This window comes from Bacillota bacterium, from assembly GCA_040757205.1.
In the GTDB taxonomy this organism is placed as follows: Bacteria; Bacillota; Desulfotomaculia; order Desulfotomaculales; family Desulforudaceae; genus Desulforudis.
The window spans coordinates 1-15,374 of the sequence record JBFLXL010000004.1 but is presented as its reverse complement, the minus strand read 5'-3'; the positions used below and the strand labels follow the sequence as shown (position 1 = coordinate 15,374).

Below are 15,374 nucleotides of genomic sequence, written 5' to 3'. Positions count from 1 at the left end.
AGATCAAGTAGTCGGCGAGAGGGAGTGATTGGGCTTGAAGACCCTTAAGCAGCTTTGCAAGCCCCGCGATAGCGTTTTTGATCGCGCCAGGCGTGACGTGGTACTGGACCTGACCGATCTGGTCGAGAACCGTATCGAAGCCCACAGTTTTTTTGAGGAGAACTACCCGACGGACGGCATGAAGCGTCTGTTTCGGGAAGCCTTCCGGCGTTTCGAAGGACATTCGGCTTCCGGGGTTATTAAACTCACTCAGGCGATGGGCGGCGGCAAGACGCACAACATGATTGCCCTGGGTCTTCTGGCTAAGCATCCGGAACTGCGTCCGAAGGTCATGGGCAGTCTTTATCAGTCCCAGAACCTCGGTGAGGTCCGGGTCGTGTCTTTTACCGGGCGGGAAAGCGACGTTCCGTTCGGAATCTGGGGCGCCATCGCCGAACAATTGGGCAAGAAAGAGTTGTTCAACAGTTATTACGCTCCTCTCTCGGCTCCGGGTCAAACGGCTTGGGTCAATCTCCTGAAAGGAGAGCCCCTGCTGATCCTGCTTGATGAACTTCCGCCTTATCTGGAAAACGCCAAGTCAAAACCGGTTGGCAATTCCGACCTTGCTGTGGTTACCACTACTGCTCTGGCCAATCTATTTGTAGCGGTGGGCAAGGATGAGCTGGCAAACGTTTGTGTCGTGCTTTCGGATCTAAGGGCGGTATACGGAGCTGGTACTGAGCAAATTGCCCGAGTGTTGCAGAACCTTGAGAATGAGGTCGGCCGGGTGGCGCTTAATCTGGAACCGGTGGGGTTGAATACCGATGAGGTTTATCATATTTTGCGGAAACGGCTCTTTGAAAGCCTGTCTGAAGAAGCGGAAATCGTGGAGGTGGCCCGCGCGTACGCCCAGGCCGTCCGCGATGCCAGGCAAATGGATATCACCAATGTTTCTCCGGAGAAATTTGTGCAGCTCATCAGGGAATCGTATCCCTTCCATCCGGCGATTAGGGATCTCTACGCGCGCTTCCGGGAAAACCCCGGTTTTCAGCAGACTCGCGGCCTCATTCGTCTGATGCGTGTGGTTGTTTCAAGCCTCTTTACCGAACCGGATGCCCGTGCGGATCAACTGGCACTTATCCACGCCCACGATCTCGACCTGAATGATCGTGACACCCTGGCTGAAATCACGTCCATCAATCCCACGCTTGATAATGCTATCAGCCACGACATTGCCTCCAGCGGTCAAGCTGTGGCCGAAAACATCGACGCCAACCTGAGTGGTTCCGATGCGCGGGACGCCTGCAAACTCTTGCTTGTCTCCTCTCTAGCCAATGTGCCCAACGCAGTGCTCGGGCTTTCTCTCTCGGAAATCGTGGCTTACCTGTGCGCTCCGGGTCGGGATATCACCAAGCTCAAAGAAATTCTCAGCCTCCTCTCGACTAAGGCCTGGTACCTGCATTCCAGCCGCGAGGGAAAGCTTTTCTTCAAGAACGTCCAGAATCTGGTGGCCAAACTTAAGACGACGGCCGATTCGTACAACCGCGAATCCTCCTTGAAAGAACTGCGTGTCTTCTTGGAGAGGATCTTTGCACCGACGCAAAAAGATTGTTATCAGGATGTCCAGGCGCTTCGGGCCTTGGATGAAATCAAACTCAGCGCCGACAAAGTTGCCTTGGTGCTCTACGAACCCTATTCCGGCGGATTGCATCCCGACCTGCAGAAATTCTTCCACGAACTGGATTACAAGAACCGGATCATGTTCCTTTCCGGCCAACGGGACACCCTGGAGTCTCTGCTGGAAGTGGCCAAAGAGTCCAAGGCCATCGGCCACATCCTTGAGGAAATGGACAACGAAAAAGTGGCTGATAACGACCCGCAGCGCGTGGCGGCGCTGGAGCTGGACGATAAGATCAAGCTGCGGCTCCTGAGTGCCGCGCGGGAGACGTTTACCAGTCTGACCTACCCGCACGGCGATCAACTGATGAACGCTGACTTCTACATGAACTTCACCAATAACCAATACCGCGGCGAACAGCAGGTGCGCGAGACCCTCAAGGTCAAGCAGAAGTTCACCGAGGATATCGCCAGTGACACCTTCCGGAAGAAGTGTGAGGCACGGCTATTCACCCAGAAGGTAATGCCCTGGTCGGAAATCAAGAAGCGGGCGGCCGTCAATACTGCCTGGCAGTGGCACCGCCCGGACGCTCTCGACCACCTGAAGAACGACTTGGTGCATAAGGACCAGTGGCGTGAAAACGGTGCCTATGTGGAAAAGGGGCCGTTCCCGCCGCCCAGGACCGGTGTTCAGATCCAGGAAAAAGGCCGTAACGAGGATACCGGCGAGGTCCTCCTCAAGCTCAATCCCGTTCACGGTGATGCGATTTTCTACGAAGTGAACGGGCCGGCCACCATCGGTTCCCTGAAAGTGCCGGACCCCAACAGTTTTAAAACCAGCGAACTCCAGCTCTCTTTCCTTTGTATGGACACAAAGGGCGTGCACGAGACGGGTGATCCCGTATTCTGGTCCAACCGGATCACCATCAAATCCCGCACCTTTCAAAACGGGCCGGATAAAATGGTTGAGTTGAAGTCCGCACCGCCGGCGCCGGTGCGCTATACCACCGACGGTTCCGATCCCCGGTCTGCCGGGGGTGTTTATGATGGTCCCTTTGTGGTTCCCAAGGGTACAATTGTAGTGCTGGCGGTGGCCGAAAAAGATAGCGTAGTGTCCGATGTTCATCGGTTGAATATCGAATGGAAAAACACCGGCACTATGCTTGATCCAACTCTCCCGGCTACTTGGAAACGCGAGCACTTGCTCATGACCACTAAAGAAGCATATGAATTTCTGGCTCGACTTAAGAAGCACAAGGGAGTGGTTCCCGGACCGAGAATTTTGGTTAGCGGTCAGAGTTGGGTGGAACTGACTTTTGATCACAAGCTGGAATTAACCGGCGATAAGGTGGAAGCCGCCGTTGAGCACCTGCGCGGCCTGCTTGACGAAGGTCAGGTGAATATTGAAGCCATGTTCATCCGTTTCCCTACCGGTCAGAACCTCCTCGATTGGGTGGCCGAGGTGAAGACGGAGATCCAGGCGGGAGAGGTTGAACAGTAATGGCGAACGGACGCAAGGCAGAAGGATTCGGTTTTGTGCCGTCCGAGGCGGTGCATCATTTCCTGGTCACTATTCCCGCTTCCAAGAAGGATTATGTTTACATCAGCGAGCAATTCACCTGGGACGAAAGTGAAGAACGTCGCAAGTTGAGTCTGGCACTGGGTAACGGGGACGACAAAATGCGGGTAATCCTTCCCCGTAGCAAGTGGGATGCCTTGGCCGAGCCGGTGCAGGAAGAGTTCAACCGGCGGCTGAAGAAGAACGGGCTGAAAACCGGACGTTGGAAAGCCGGCCAGATTCCCGTGTCGCGGCTTCTAGGGAAGGAATTGGTGCTCTTGGCTTGGGCGGTCGAGGACGCCGACCCGGCCCTGATCCCGGTGGCCGTCAAAAACTGGCTTGGGTTGACCCCGGAAGAACGCTGGTGGCTCTTTACTATGACCAACGCCGCCACCGGTCACGCTGTCACCGGGCGTAACCGAGGTTGGCGCAAAGCGGTTCGCTTTGCCCTCACTGAGAATCCGGTAACGGATTACCAGACCGAGGTGCGCCAGGACCTCTTTTCGCTGCTTATGGAAGACGGGCTTCCCTGGAGCAGCTACAAGGTCTGCAAAGTGCCTAAAGCGGGGGGTGAACAATGAACAAAGCGTTCCGGTCGTTCATCGAAACACAATTTCCGGTGTCCAAGCTTTCCAAGGAAAGCTATAAAGAGCGCAAGGCGAATTACAGCCAGACCCTGACCGGGCTGGGCAAGTGGTGGGGGCGCAAGCCGCTGATCTTGGTGCGGGCGGCGATTATCGGCCTGTTAATGCCCGCCTCTGCTGATCCGACCCGGGACCGGGAGATTTTTCTGAAGATCCTGACCATGGATGACGAAGGCCTTTGGCGCCGGAAAACTAGAGCTATTCCCCTGAAGGAGGTCTATCAACGCTTCACTCCCCGGGAACGCCAACGCTGGTTTACTCCAGGGACATCGGAAGCCAGACCGCGGTTGAAGCGCGGAACGACTGCGGAGGATCGCCAAGACCTGCAACGTTTGGTGTTTGAGCGCCTTTCCTATGACGAGAGACTCCGGTACTGCGACCGTCCTGAGCAAATTACAGGGCCTTCCGAAAAAGCCTGGAGGGAGATTAACGCTCACTTGGAAACTGCGGCACAGAGCATCCCGGAACTGGTCCGCCAGTTGGGAGAGCGGCAATTCGGCCGCGTACCCCGTGTCGGGGACGCTTTCTGCGGGGGGGGCAGTGTGCCTTTCGAGGCGGCGCGCATCGGTTGTAAAGCCTATGGATCGGACTTGAACCCCGTGGCGGCGCTTCTCACTTGGGCGGCGCTCAATATTGTCGGTGGCGGTCTGGAATTGGCCGAACAGGTGCGGCGGGCACGGCGTGAAGTTTACGAAGCTGTCGACCGGCAAGTCGTCGAGTGGGGAATTGAGCACAACGAGCAAGGTTGGCGGGCAGATGCCTATCTTTACTGCAACGAGGTGGTTTGCCCCGAATGTGGCTGGAGGGTGCCGTTAGCGCCGTCCTGGGTCATCGGTGAGAAAACCCGATGCGTGGCGGTCCTGCAACCGGGTGAGGCTAACCGGCGTTTTGAGATACTTATTGAATCCGGAGTTTCGGACGAGGAAATGCGAACAGCCCGGGAAGCGGGTACAGTGCGCAACTCAGACTTAGTTTGTCCCCACTGCCGCCGATCCACCCCTATCACTATGCTCCGTGGCGACCGGCGACAGGGCACCGGAACTGATTATGGTTTGCGGCTTTGGGAAAACGAAGACCTTGTTCCCCGACCTGATGATGTGTTCCAGGAGCGGCTTTACTGTATTCGCTGGGTGGAGACTGTTGTGGATGAGGCGGGCAACCTGGAGACCTTTCGCCATTACCGGGCTCCAAATGAGTCTGATCTTTGGCGGGAGGAACTGGTACTTTCCCTGTTAAGAGAACGCTTCTCTGACTGGCAGGAGAAGGGTCATATTCCCAGCAGCCGGATTGAACCTGGTAATGAAACGGTAAGATTGATACGTGAGCGAGGTTGGACCCACTGGCATCAGCTGTTTAATCCCCGACAGTTACTAGTAAATGGATTATTTGCAGAGGTAATCTCTGAAAGAGCTGATAGTTTAGAATCCAAAGTAATGACACTGCTTGGTATTGGAAAGTGCATAGACTGGAATAGCAAGCTCTGTAAATGGACACCCGCCCCGGCATCTGAAAAGACTGAACAAACGTTCCTAAATCAAGCCCTAAATACCCTAATGAATTATGGAAACAGAGGACTAACTGCAGTTAGGGCTAATTTCAATATTTCAGTAAATACTTGCCAGCTCTTTGAAAAAGGAGTGGTTGTTCCTAGTGACGCCCGCACTAGTGGTGAACATACAGAGATATGGATTACGGACCCCCCTTATGCTGACGCTATTAACTATCATGAGCTGTCAGAGTTCTTCCTTGCTTACTACAGAAAAAAACTCCTAGAGCTATTTCCGCATTGGTATAGTGATAGCAAACGTGTGTTAGCTATTACCGGTACTGACGAAGATTTCCGCAAGAGCATGGTGGACTGCTACCAAAATCTAGCTAGACATATGCCCGACAATGGAGTACAGATTGTAATGTTTACCCACCAGGATGCCAGCGTATGGGCTGACCTGACGCTTATTCTCTGGGCGGCTGGGTTGCGGGTGACGGCTGCCTGGTGCATAGTTACCGAAACAGATACGTCACTAAGGGAAGGCAACTATGTCCAAGGGACTGTTTTGCTCGTGCTCCGTAAACAGCATTCGGCAGATACGGCCTTCTGTGACGAAATCCTTCCCCAGGTGGAGAGCGAGGTTAAGGCGCAGCTTGACGCCATGCTTGCCTTGGATGACAAGGAAAATCCGAATTTCAGTGATACCGATTACCAACTAGCCGCTTACGCCGCCGCCCTTCGGGTTCTGACCCGCTATCGGAGCATTGAGGATATTGACGTGGCTTATGAACTCTCGCGGTCACGCCAGCGGGGTGAGAAATCGCGGCTGGAAGAGATGATCGAAGACGCCGTGAAGATCGCCTGCGACCATCTTGTTCCCCGGGATTTCGATTCCTTTCTATGGAAAACCCTTGCCCCGGAGGAACGTTTCTACCTTAAGGGACTGGATATAGAAAGCCGCGGTGAATACCGCGCTGGTGCTTACCAGGAGTTGGCACGGGGGTTCGGGGTGCGCGAATACCGGCTGTTGGTGGCCAGTGGCCGGGCCAACCAGACCCGTCTAAAAACGGCCACCGAATTCGCCGCCCGGAATCTGGGTGAGGCGGGTTTCGGGGCCACGCTGGTTCGCCACGCCCTGTTTGCTATTCGTGAGGTGGTTCGTACCGGAGAAGTGGTTACCGGACGAAACTGGTTCCGAAATGAACTCCGAGAACGGTACTGGGACGGACGGAAAACCCTAATCCAAATCCTGCGCTATTTGGCTAGGTTAGAGCACGACAACCTGCCCCACTGGAAAGAAGACGCCAGGGCCGCCGGACTGTTGGCCGGGGCCGTAGCGAACGACCACGTTTAACAACGGGGAGAGGGGACATTGATTCAGCGGTTTTCGTCACGCCGGGAAAAACTGGACCATTCTTTCCTGAAAGAGCGCCTTTCGGGAGCCAGGGCGTATGACCGTATTGCGGGCTATTTCAGCTCCTCGGTGCTGGAGGTCTCCGGCGAGGCGCTGGAAACAGTCAGCGGCCTTGTCCGGGTAATCTGCAATTCTGACTTGCATATCCGGGATGTGGAAACGGCACGCGCGGCGCAGTACGCTATGCGCCAGGAATGGTGCGGTTCGGAGCCGGAGAAACTCGGCCCGGCGGCCAAAACTCGTTTTGCGCGCTTGTTCGAGTTCTTGCGGTCTGGCAAACTCCGGGTCAGAGTGTTGCCCCGTGACCGGTTCGGTCTTGTGCATGGCAAGGCCGGGGTAATCACCTTGGTCGACGGGCGGAAAACCGCTTTTATTGGCAGTGCCAACGAGACCCATGATGCCTGGAAGCTTAACTACGAAATTCTCTGGGAGGACGACTCTTCAGAGGCTGTGCAGTGGGTGCAGGAGGAATTCGATGCCCTTTGGGATAACCCCTTTGCGGTTCCGCTGGCCGATTTTGTAGTAGAGGACATCGGTCGTCTGGCACGGCGGACGGTGGTTCCGAAGGTGGACGACTGGCAGTCCGAGGCGGACCCCGCCGCAACGGTGATTGAAGCTCCCGTATTCCGCCGGGAGTACGGGATGTGGGAGCATCAGAAACACTTTGTCAAAATGGCTTTTGACGCCCACCGCGGTCCTCACGGGGCACGCCTGATTCTCGCCGATATGGTGGGGCTGGGCAAGACCCTACAGTTGGCCTTGTCGGCGCAGTTGATGGCTCTTTACGGTCACAAACCTATTCTGGTCCTTGTGCCCAAGACGCTGTTGTGGCAATGGCAAGATGAAATGAGAAGTCTATTGGATATGCCTTCGGCGGTGTGGACCGGGAAGCACTGGGTGGATGAAAACGGTATCGAGCATCCCGCGGCGGGACCGGACGGTATCAGGAAGTGCCCCAGACGTGTAGGTATCGTCTCGCAGGGTTTGATTACGCGCGAATCAGAGATAACGGAACACCTCAAAAAACTATCCTATGAATGTGTCATTGTGGACGAGGTACACCGCGCCCGGCGCAAGAATCTTGGTTCCGGACGGGAAGATGAGAAGCCCGAACCCAATAACCTGCTGGCTTTTCTCTATGAAATTGCTCCCCGGACCAAGAGCCTGCTCCTGGCTACGGCTACTCCAGTGCAGATCAATCCCGTAGAGGCCTGGGATTTTCTTGATGTTTTGGCCAAAGGGAATGACGCAGTGTTGGGTAGTGAGTTCAGCCGTTGGCGGCACGCCGGAGAAGCTTTGGACGTGATAATGGGCAAGCGCGCGTTGTCGGATAATGATAGTGAGCGTGAAATCTGGGCGTGGATCAGAAATCCTTTTCCGCCACGCTCGGAAGGGCGAGATTTTGAACTGCTCCGCCGCTTGTTACGAATGACTGACGATCAAACGGTCATACCGGGAGATATCTGGTTTGAAATGGGTGAGCCGGAACGCGACCGGATAAGAAGATTATCACGACACTTTATGCAGAATCATAATCCTTTTATCCGGCACATCGTCCGCCGTACCAGGGGATATCTGGAGAACACCATTGATCCCGAAACGAACGAACCATATTTAAAACCGATAAAGGTGGAGCTTTTTGGTGAAAGTGATAGTGAGGCCGTTGGTCTCCCGCCTTACCTTCAGGACGCTTACAATTTGGCGGAAGCGTTCTGTCAACTGCTTAGTGACCGGATGCGGGCGGCGGGTTTTCTCAAGACCCTACTCCTGAGGCGTATTGGTAGTACCATTTACGCCGGCAAAAACACAGCCGAAAAACTGTTGGGTGACGGGCAGGATATTTCCGAAGAAGATGAAGATACCGAGGATGATGGCAACCAATCGCAATTAAAAAACCTGACGCCTGCCGAGCGGGGTAAACTGCAGGATCTTGTACACGCTTTGGAGGCCAACCGAGAACGGGATCCGAAATACAGCGTGGTTCTGGATTGTCTCCTGGTTCGCGGCTGGCTGGATCTGGGCTGCATCATATTCTCACAGTACTACGACTCGATTTGGTGGCTGGCGCAGAACCTCTCCAGGGAACTACCGGAACAAAAAATCGGCATCTATGCCGGGGCACAACGGTCAGGGATTATGGTTGGCGGGGGATTCAGCCGGGTTGGTCGAGATGAGTTAAAAAAGCTGGTGGCGTATGGTGAAATCAAGCTACTTCTCGGCACCGACGCGGCCAGCGAGGGGCTCAATCTTCAGCGCCTGGGGACGCTGATCAACCTCGACTTGCCTTGGAACCCGACACGATTGGAACAGCGTAAGGGTCGCATATTGCGTATCGGTCAGATCCGAGACACCGTTTACATTTACAATATGCGCTACAGAGGGTCGGTGGAGGACCGGGTACACGAGTTGCTTTCCGAGCGGCTGGAGCAAATCTATAATCTGTTCGGCCAGATCCCTGATGTTCTTGAGGATGTCTGGATTAATATCGCCCTGGGCCGGATTGAAAAGGCCCGGCAGACCATCGACGCCGTGGTACAACAACACCCCTTCGAACTGAAATATCATCAACTCCAGAAGGTTCCCTGGGAGTCGTGCGCCACGGTGTTGGATGCCGCCGACCGGCGTCGCCACCTGATGCAGGGCTGGTAGAGTGAAGTCCATCGGGCTGAACAACAGAAGTGGGCGACTGTCCTGGTAGGAATGTTCTTGAGAAGAATCGCGAGATGTATCTGTTTCAACGTTCGCGGTGCAAGAATAGTAAGTTACATCAAAAGATATCACGCAGGTTCTGGGGAAAGGAAAATGAATATGGCTAGAGCCGATTTGCTGAAAAAACTCTTTCGGGGCTACAAGATCGCGGACCGGCAGCTGTTCATAGATGCCGCCAGGGAAATCATTGAAGAGGAACGAAAAAAATCCCATCTTGTTCTGGCAAACGAGCTGACCCGTATCCTCGAAAATGGCAAGACACCATTAGGGATTGATGTATCCCTGAATTTCGAGCCGTTACCAAAGGATTCGGATCGCGGATTTCCCTTGCTTGAGGTAAGGTGGACCGACAGGTATATTAAAGATCTTGTTTTAACTGAGGATCAACACCAAATCTTGAAGGACATTATGAATGAGTTCCGACAATGGGAAGTGCTTGAAGCCAACGGACTCAAACCAGGCAATAAGGTGCTCTTTTGTGGTCCACCTGGTTGTGGAAAGACGGCAACTGCAGAAGCACTGGCGGGTGAACTCGGGCTTCCATTGCTTTATGTACGGTTTGATTCCGTTGTTTCCAGTTTGCTGGGTGAAACTGCCGCCAACTTGAGAAAGGTGTTTGATTATGCCAGTCGAGGATTATGGGTTGTTCTTTTTGACGAGTTCGATGCGATAGGCAGGTCCCGGGATGATGTCACAGAACATGGTGAGCTGAAGCGGGTGGTCAATTCCTTTTTGCAGCTACTTGATCAATTTACAGGAAGATCCCTCTTGATTGCTGCTACCAACTTTGAACAATCATTGGATCCGGCATTATGGCGCCGTTTTGACGAAATCATTCGTTTCGAAAAACCCAATTTATCAGAGATTGAAAGCTTGCTTGATAAGAAGTTGGCATCTCAGCCCAAGCCCCGGTTTTCGATGCGCTCAATTGTGTCTAAACTGGAGGGTATGAGCCACGCCGAGATTGAGCGAGTATGTATGGATGTATTAAGAGATGCCGCTCTCAAAGGAGTGAGCGGTTTTACCCGTCAGGACCTTGAACGAGCGATCGCCAAGCAAGAACGGCGACAGCGGGTTCTGTTGAAGAGTCGAGCATCCGGGCCACCGAAGGTGGACAAGGGGGAGTAGGTTTTGCCGATACCGGATGGACATTATCATCACATTCGTTGGCGGCGTTTACCGGATGCTGCGGTTAGACGTTCCGGACCCCCAAGTATGGCGCGCCCCCCCTTGCGTCGCGACGTCGCGGAACACGGCCGTGTTCTTCATCAGCAAGTTCAGGAAGCTTTCCAAACTAATGAGGCGGGAAGGCGGATCAGCGGGGTGGATCCGGCCACCCTACTTGTGCTGGAGTTGGCGTTTTTGGAGATCAGCGGGCGGGAACACCTTGAAAGACTTGGCGTTCAATTGATTGAAGAACAACAACGGAAAGAATCTGTATCCCCTCCGTACTATGCACTGCTGCTCCGCTTTGAAACGCCTGACCATCTGGAATCCTTTGTTGAACGTGTCGATCAGGATAGTATGGGCATTCTGTCTATAGAGCGGCAAAGGGCCTCCGGCGGAAGTATTGATCCAATCCGCTTGGAAGTATGTTTTGCAGAGCGGGATGCAGCCATTCAGTTTATGTCCAATGAACAACAGGCACAGAACCTGCGGTATGGGATAACATCACAAAAACCGAGCAAAAAGTCGTTTCGTACCTTACATAACCTATTGGTGCAATTTGAAGATCGGGAAGCGAACAGTAGATTCCAAGATGAACTAAGGAGTTATCAAGCTTCAAGGTTGGAACGGGACAGGTTGACGGCCAACCAGCGTCGTGAACTCTTCGATTCCATGATCGGAGCGAGGAGTTTAGGTCCAAATGACAGACGCGGGATTCGTCTGCAAACCCAGGAACTTACCGATGCCGATGGGCTTTACTATTTTGATGTTGATCTTTGGCATCCAGGAAGAGCTCTTGTTGCTAGGGCTATAGGACAATTCCGGGAAGTGGTTGAAAGGGCAGGTGGCCGGGTTACCGATCCACCAACTTCGGTCGCTGATACTTTGCTGTTGGCGCGGGTGCAGGGAACGAATCAGACGCTTGAAGCGTTGCTCAACTATGATCGGGTTGCATTGGTAGATCTTCCACCGCAAGGGCTTGTCCCGGAATTCAGCATTTTTGATCCTATCGAGCTTCCGTCGGATGTTCCGGTGCTGCCGGATGACGGGCCTTTAGCGTGTGTGGTTGATTCCGGTATTGTGGCTGGGCATCCTCTTCTTTCCGGTGTTGTGGTGGATGAACGTGACTTTGATTCGGGCGAAAATACACCGGTGGATAAGGTGGGGCACGGGACTCATATGGCCGGAATAGTCGTATATGGTGACATTGTGGATTGCCTGCGCCGAAATTCGTGGTTGCCCCGCGTCCGATTACTCAGTGCAAAGGTTATGCGGCGGCTGGAAAATGACCAGGTAGGTTTTGGGGACGAGAAGAGGGTTGAGACGCAGGTTAGGGAAGCAATCACTGCTTTTGTGCGCGAATACTCCTGTCGCGTTTTCAATATTTCTTTCGGTCACCAGTTCAGGCAATACCGGGGTGGCCGGCAACTGCCCTGGGCGCAAATGTTGGACGAACTGGCCCGAGAACTGGATATTGTCATCGTGGTTTCAAGTGGCAACGTGGGTTCGCCGGCCATACCGGTAGCCAGCACGTCGGCAAGCTTCCAAGAAGCGGTCCGGGAACAACTTTTAACTGATGAGCATGCGTTGATAGATCCGGCAACTGCTGCACTATCCCTGACGGTAGGTTCTGTGGCGCGTGGGGAAACATCTTTCCAAGCGACTACCAAACCTGCACATCGCCCTCCTCTGGTCGGTTCACCTGCCGGTTGCCCGTCGCCGTTTACACGAAGCGGTACTCTCAGTGAGAGTGGTATGGGTGTCAGTAGAGGGATCAAGCCTGAGCTGACCGCTTTTGGGGGAAACTCTTCACTGATTGCTGGGACGAACTGGAGAAAACAGGATCCTTTACTTGGCGAACCTTCCCTCCGGTTTGACTACCAGGGAACGCGATTGCTGAGTGTCGCCTGTGGCACAAGTGTGTCTGCGGCCCACGTCACGCACTGCTGTGCGGTTATCGCAGATGAACTAAGACGTGCTAATCCGAGAGGGACTCCGCCGAGTGCCAATCTTATCCGCTGTTTGGCGGTGCATTCGGCGCGAGTTAGTGAGCAGGCTGCTCGATGGATGGGAGAAGGGTATACAGAGGCAGAGGCGGAGAAGCGGATACTGCGTACCATTGGCTTTGGTCAACCGGACATAAACCGGGCCGCTTTTTCCACGGAGCAACGCACAACCCTTATTGCCGAGGATGAAATTCCACTGGATCATTTTCACCTTTATGAGATAGAGCTTCCGGATGAGTTTGTTACCCGTTCCGGTCGCAGGTCGGTGAGGGTCACGCTGGCCTATGATCCCCCTATCCGTGGCACACGCAAGGACTATTTGGCCAACACTATGTGGTTTCAAATCTATCGTGGCCTGACGGCGGATGAAATACGTAATGCAATGTCTCTTGCCCGAGGAGTGGGCACCCAACCCAGGATTTCACAGTCCAATGTGGTAAACGCCAGACCTCCGTATACGTCATTAGAGTGGTCAACGGTGCAATGTGCGGTTTACAAAAGTCAAAGTCGGCGTCCCTTCAATTATCGCCCAGATCCTAATGGTTCAGTTATTTGGCACCTCCTTGTTGGTTGTAATTCAAGATTTGCTGGCAATGAAACCGGTAATCAAAGGTATGCGATTGCCGTGTCCCTTGAGCATTCTGACGCTCAAATCCGTTTATATCAAACAGTGCGGCAAAGGGTAGAACAACGTATCCGTATATATTGGCCTCATTCATAAGGAGTTGATTATGGACAGGGGAGTACCACCGGTATGAAAGCGCTTAGTCGGACCCGGAAACCAATCGGTTTTGATATTCTCGTGCGCAGAGATTGGCTACGCTTGTGCGAAAAGCGTTTCCTGCTTCATGCCCCTAACATTTACGTCGGTACCATCCGTGAAGCTTGCGAATCTACTGGTCGAGGGTGGTCCGCTGCGGCGAAAATCATTCTTGCTGCAAGTCCAACCGTTGACTTAACTATTCCTGAGGATCTACGGCATAAGATACAGCAACTGGCAAACGGGAAATAGCTTTTTGATTGATGTCGCAGGGGGTAGCTCTGGAAGAAGACCTTCTCATATCAAGGTGCATCAGAAGACACGGTTGATGAGGGTGGAAGCTGATTCAGCCCGGGAAATAGGGATGCTACTGGTCCAGTATACAACTTTATTTTCACAAAACCTTGGGTGCCCTGGCTCACCAGTATACAACTTTAATTTCCGAGGCAACATACTATGGATTACCGGAGACCTTGTAACTCCTGAGTGGCCAGTCTACAACTTTATTTTACGTAGACATGTGGTATAATCATCGTATCCACGATAGGTGGTAATAATGAAACTATCAGGATATGCTGGAAATAGACGGAGGTCGCCGACATGGAAAAACGAATCCGGGATGAGTTGAATATCCTTAAAGACGTCATCGTGAGCATCATTCCCGTGGAGCAGATATTCCTGTTCGGCTCCTACGCAAACGGTACGCCACACGCTGATTCAGACCTGGATATTTATGTGGTGATGTCGGAGAATACCGATCTTCGGGAAATTGACGCGATGAGGTTGATCCACAGAGCGATACGGGATAAAAAAACAATGCCTGTAGATGTGATCGTCAGCAAAAAAAACAATTTTGACCAACGCAAATCCACTCCCACCATTGAACGGCAGATAGTCCAAGAGGGCATGATGCTGTATGGATAACCGCACTCGCGCGCGAGAATGGCAAAGGCTTGCGGAAATGGATTTAAGCAGCGCCGAGTACTTACTCAATATGCGTCCCGTCCCTGTGGAAATTATCTGCTATCACTGCCAGCAATCCGCCGAAAAATACCTTAAGGGGTATCTTGTTTTGCACGGTATAAATCCGCCCAAAATACATGATTTAAATGAATTGCGCAAACTCTGTTCGGATTTGTCCCATACCTTTAAAACGATAGCCGACCAATGCTCCGACCTGGCTGCTTACGGCGTTCAGCCAAGATACCCAATGGAGCCGATCCTGGAGGAAAGGGATATGCGTCGTAACTACTCAGGCACCTGAAAAATAATACTGGACTCGGCCCTGCTGATCATGTATCATGAAACTATGATAGCAGAAGCTGAATTTCGGGTAACCGAGATAACTGAAGACCACATCCAGACCGTCAGGCGGTTGATTGCCGGCAACCCTTCATGGAGCCGAAGCAGGCTGTCGAGGGAACTCTGCCGGCTCTGGAACTGGCACTCTCCAACCGGCCAGATGAAGGACATGGCCTGCCGGGATCTCTTGCTCAAACTGGAACAACAGGGACAGATCGTCTTGCCCCGCCGTAAATCTGAGGCCTTTGTATGGGGCGGGAACATTTTGATCACCGAGGCGCCTCACGATACCGCCGCCATCACCGGCAGGCTTTCCGACCTGCAGCCCCTGCGGGTGGAAGTGGTGGCGACCGGTCACCCATCCTGGAATCTTTTTAAGCACCTGCTCTGCCGGTACCACTATCTCGGTTTCAAAGGTACCGTGGGCGAGAACATGAAGTACCTGGTCTTTGACAACCAGAAACGCCCGCTCGCCTGCCTGCTCTTCGGCTCCGCCGCCTGGAGCTGCGCCGCCAGGGACGACTTTATTGGCTGGGACAGGGATACCCGCATCAAGCGCCTGCATCTCGTCACCAACAACACCCGCTTCCTGATCCTGCCCTGGTGTTGCTGCCGGAGCTATTTGTCACTGATTGACGCGTGCCAATGGCACTCGTCATTGCCGGGAGTGGATGGCACCGGGAGCCGTGACAGTTGACGTTCCCGGCCCCCGGACCTCTTGGATCGAGT

General features: G+C 53.5%; 9 protein-coding genes. All 9 read left to right on the top strand.

The features are described 5' to 3' along the window. Positions 1-34 precede the first annotated feature (34 nt). The gene (locus AB1402_04235) at positions 35-3,097 is read left to right on the top strand and encodes a DUF499 domain-containing protein (protein MEW6540808.1); all 3,063 of its coding nucleotides are present in this window, start codon (positions 35-37) and stop codon (positions 3,095-3,097) included. Further along, entirely contained in the window at positions 3,097-3,735 is a 639-nt protein-coding gene (locus AB1402_04230) for a DUF3780 domain-containing protein (GenBank protein ID MEW6540807.1), read from the top strand. Before AB1402_04235 ends, AB1402_04230 begins: the two co-directional genes overlap by 1 nt. After that, the gene (locus AB1402_04225; GenBank protein MEW6540806.1) at positions 3,732-6,641 is read left to right on the top strand and encodes an anti-phage-associated DUF1156 domain-containing protein; all 2,910 of its coding nucleotides are present in this window, start codon (positions 3,732-3,734) and stop codon (positions 6,639-6,641) included. The genes AB1402_04230 and AB1402_04225 overlap by 4 nt, the downstream gene beginning before the upstream one ends. Before the next feature lie 18 nt (positions 6,642-6,659). Further along, positions 6,660-9,350: a phospholipase D-like domain-containing anti-phage protein gene (locus tag AB1402_04220; protein ID MEW6540805.1), complete on the top strand. Its 2,691-nt coding sequence runs from the start codon at positions 6,660-6,662 to the stop codon at positions 9,348-9,350. Between the two features lie 153 nt (positions 9,351-9,503). Then, positions 9,504-10,538 (top strand): AAA family ATPase, encoded by a 1,035-nt coding sequence (locus AB1402_04215; GenBank protein MEW6540804.1) that lies wholly within the window; start codon positions 9,504-9,506, stop codon positions 10,536-10,538. 3 nt (positions 10,539-10,541) lie between these two features. Beyond that, a complete protein-coding gene (locus AB1402_04210; protein MEW6540803.1) occupies positions 10,542-13,304 on the top strand; it encodes a S8 family peptidase in 2,763 nt (920 codons plus the stop codon). A 639-nt stretch (positions 13,305-13,943) separates the two neighbouring features. Then, positions 13,944-14,267, top strand: a complete 324-nt coding sequence (locus AB1402_04205; GenBank protein MEW6540802.1) for a nucleotidyltransferase domain-containing protein — start codon at positions 13,944-13,946, stop codon at positions 14,265-14,267. Continuing rightward, positions 14,260-14,607, top strand: a complete 348-nt coding sequence (locus AB1402_04200) for a HEPN domain-containing protein (protein ID MEW6540801.1) — start codon at positions 14,260-14,262, stop codon at positions 14,605-14,607. Before AB1402_04205 ends, AB1402_04200 begins: the two co-directional genes overlap by 8 nt. A gap of 45 nt (positions 14,608-14,652) precedes the next feature. Continuing rightward, positions 14,653-15,342 (top strand): Druantia anti-phage system protein DruA, encoded by a 690-nt coding sequence (locus AB1402_04195; protein ID MEW6540800.1) that lies wholly within the window; start codon positions 14,653-14,655, stop codon positions 15,340-15,342. Positions 15,343-15,374: the final 32 nt, after the last annotated feature.

Coding starts and splice junctions, on each gene's coding strand:
- AB1402_04230 (MEW6540807.1), top strand. CDS start 3,097: ATGGCGAACGGACGCAAGGCAGAAGGATTCGGTTTTGTGCCGTCCGAG.
- AB1402_04225 (MEW6540806.1), top strand. CDS start 3,732: ATGAACAAAGCGTTCCGGTCGTTCATCGAAACACAATTTCCGGTGTCC.
- AB1402_04215 (MEW6540804.1), top strand. CDS start 9,504: ATGAATATGGCTAGAGCCGATTTGCTGAAAAAACTCTTTCGGGGCTAC.
- AB1402_04205 (MEW6540802.1), top strand. CDS start 13,944: ATGGAAAAACGAATCCGGGATGAGTTGAATATCCTTAAAGACGTCATC.
- AB1402_04200 (MEW6540801.1), top strand. CDS start 14,260: ATGGATAACCGCACTCGCGCGCGAGAATGGCAAAGGCTTGCGGAAATG.
- AB1402_04195 (MEW6540800.1), top strand. CDS start 14,653: ATGATAGCAGAAGCTGAATTTCGGGTAACCGAGATAACTGAAGACCAC.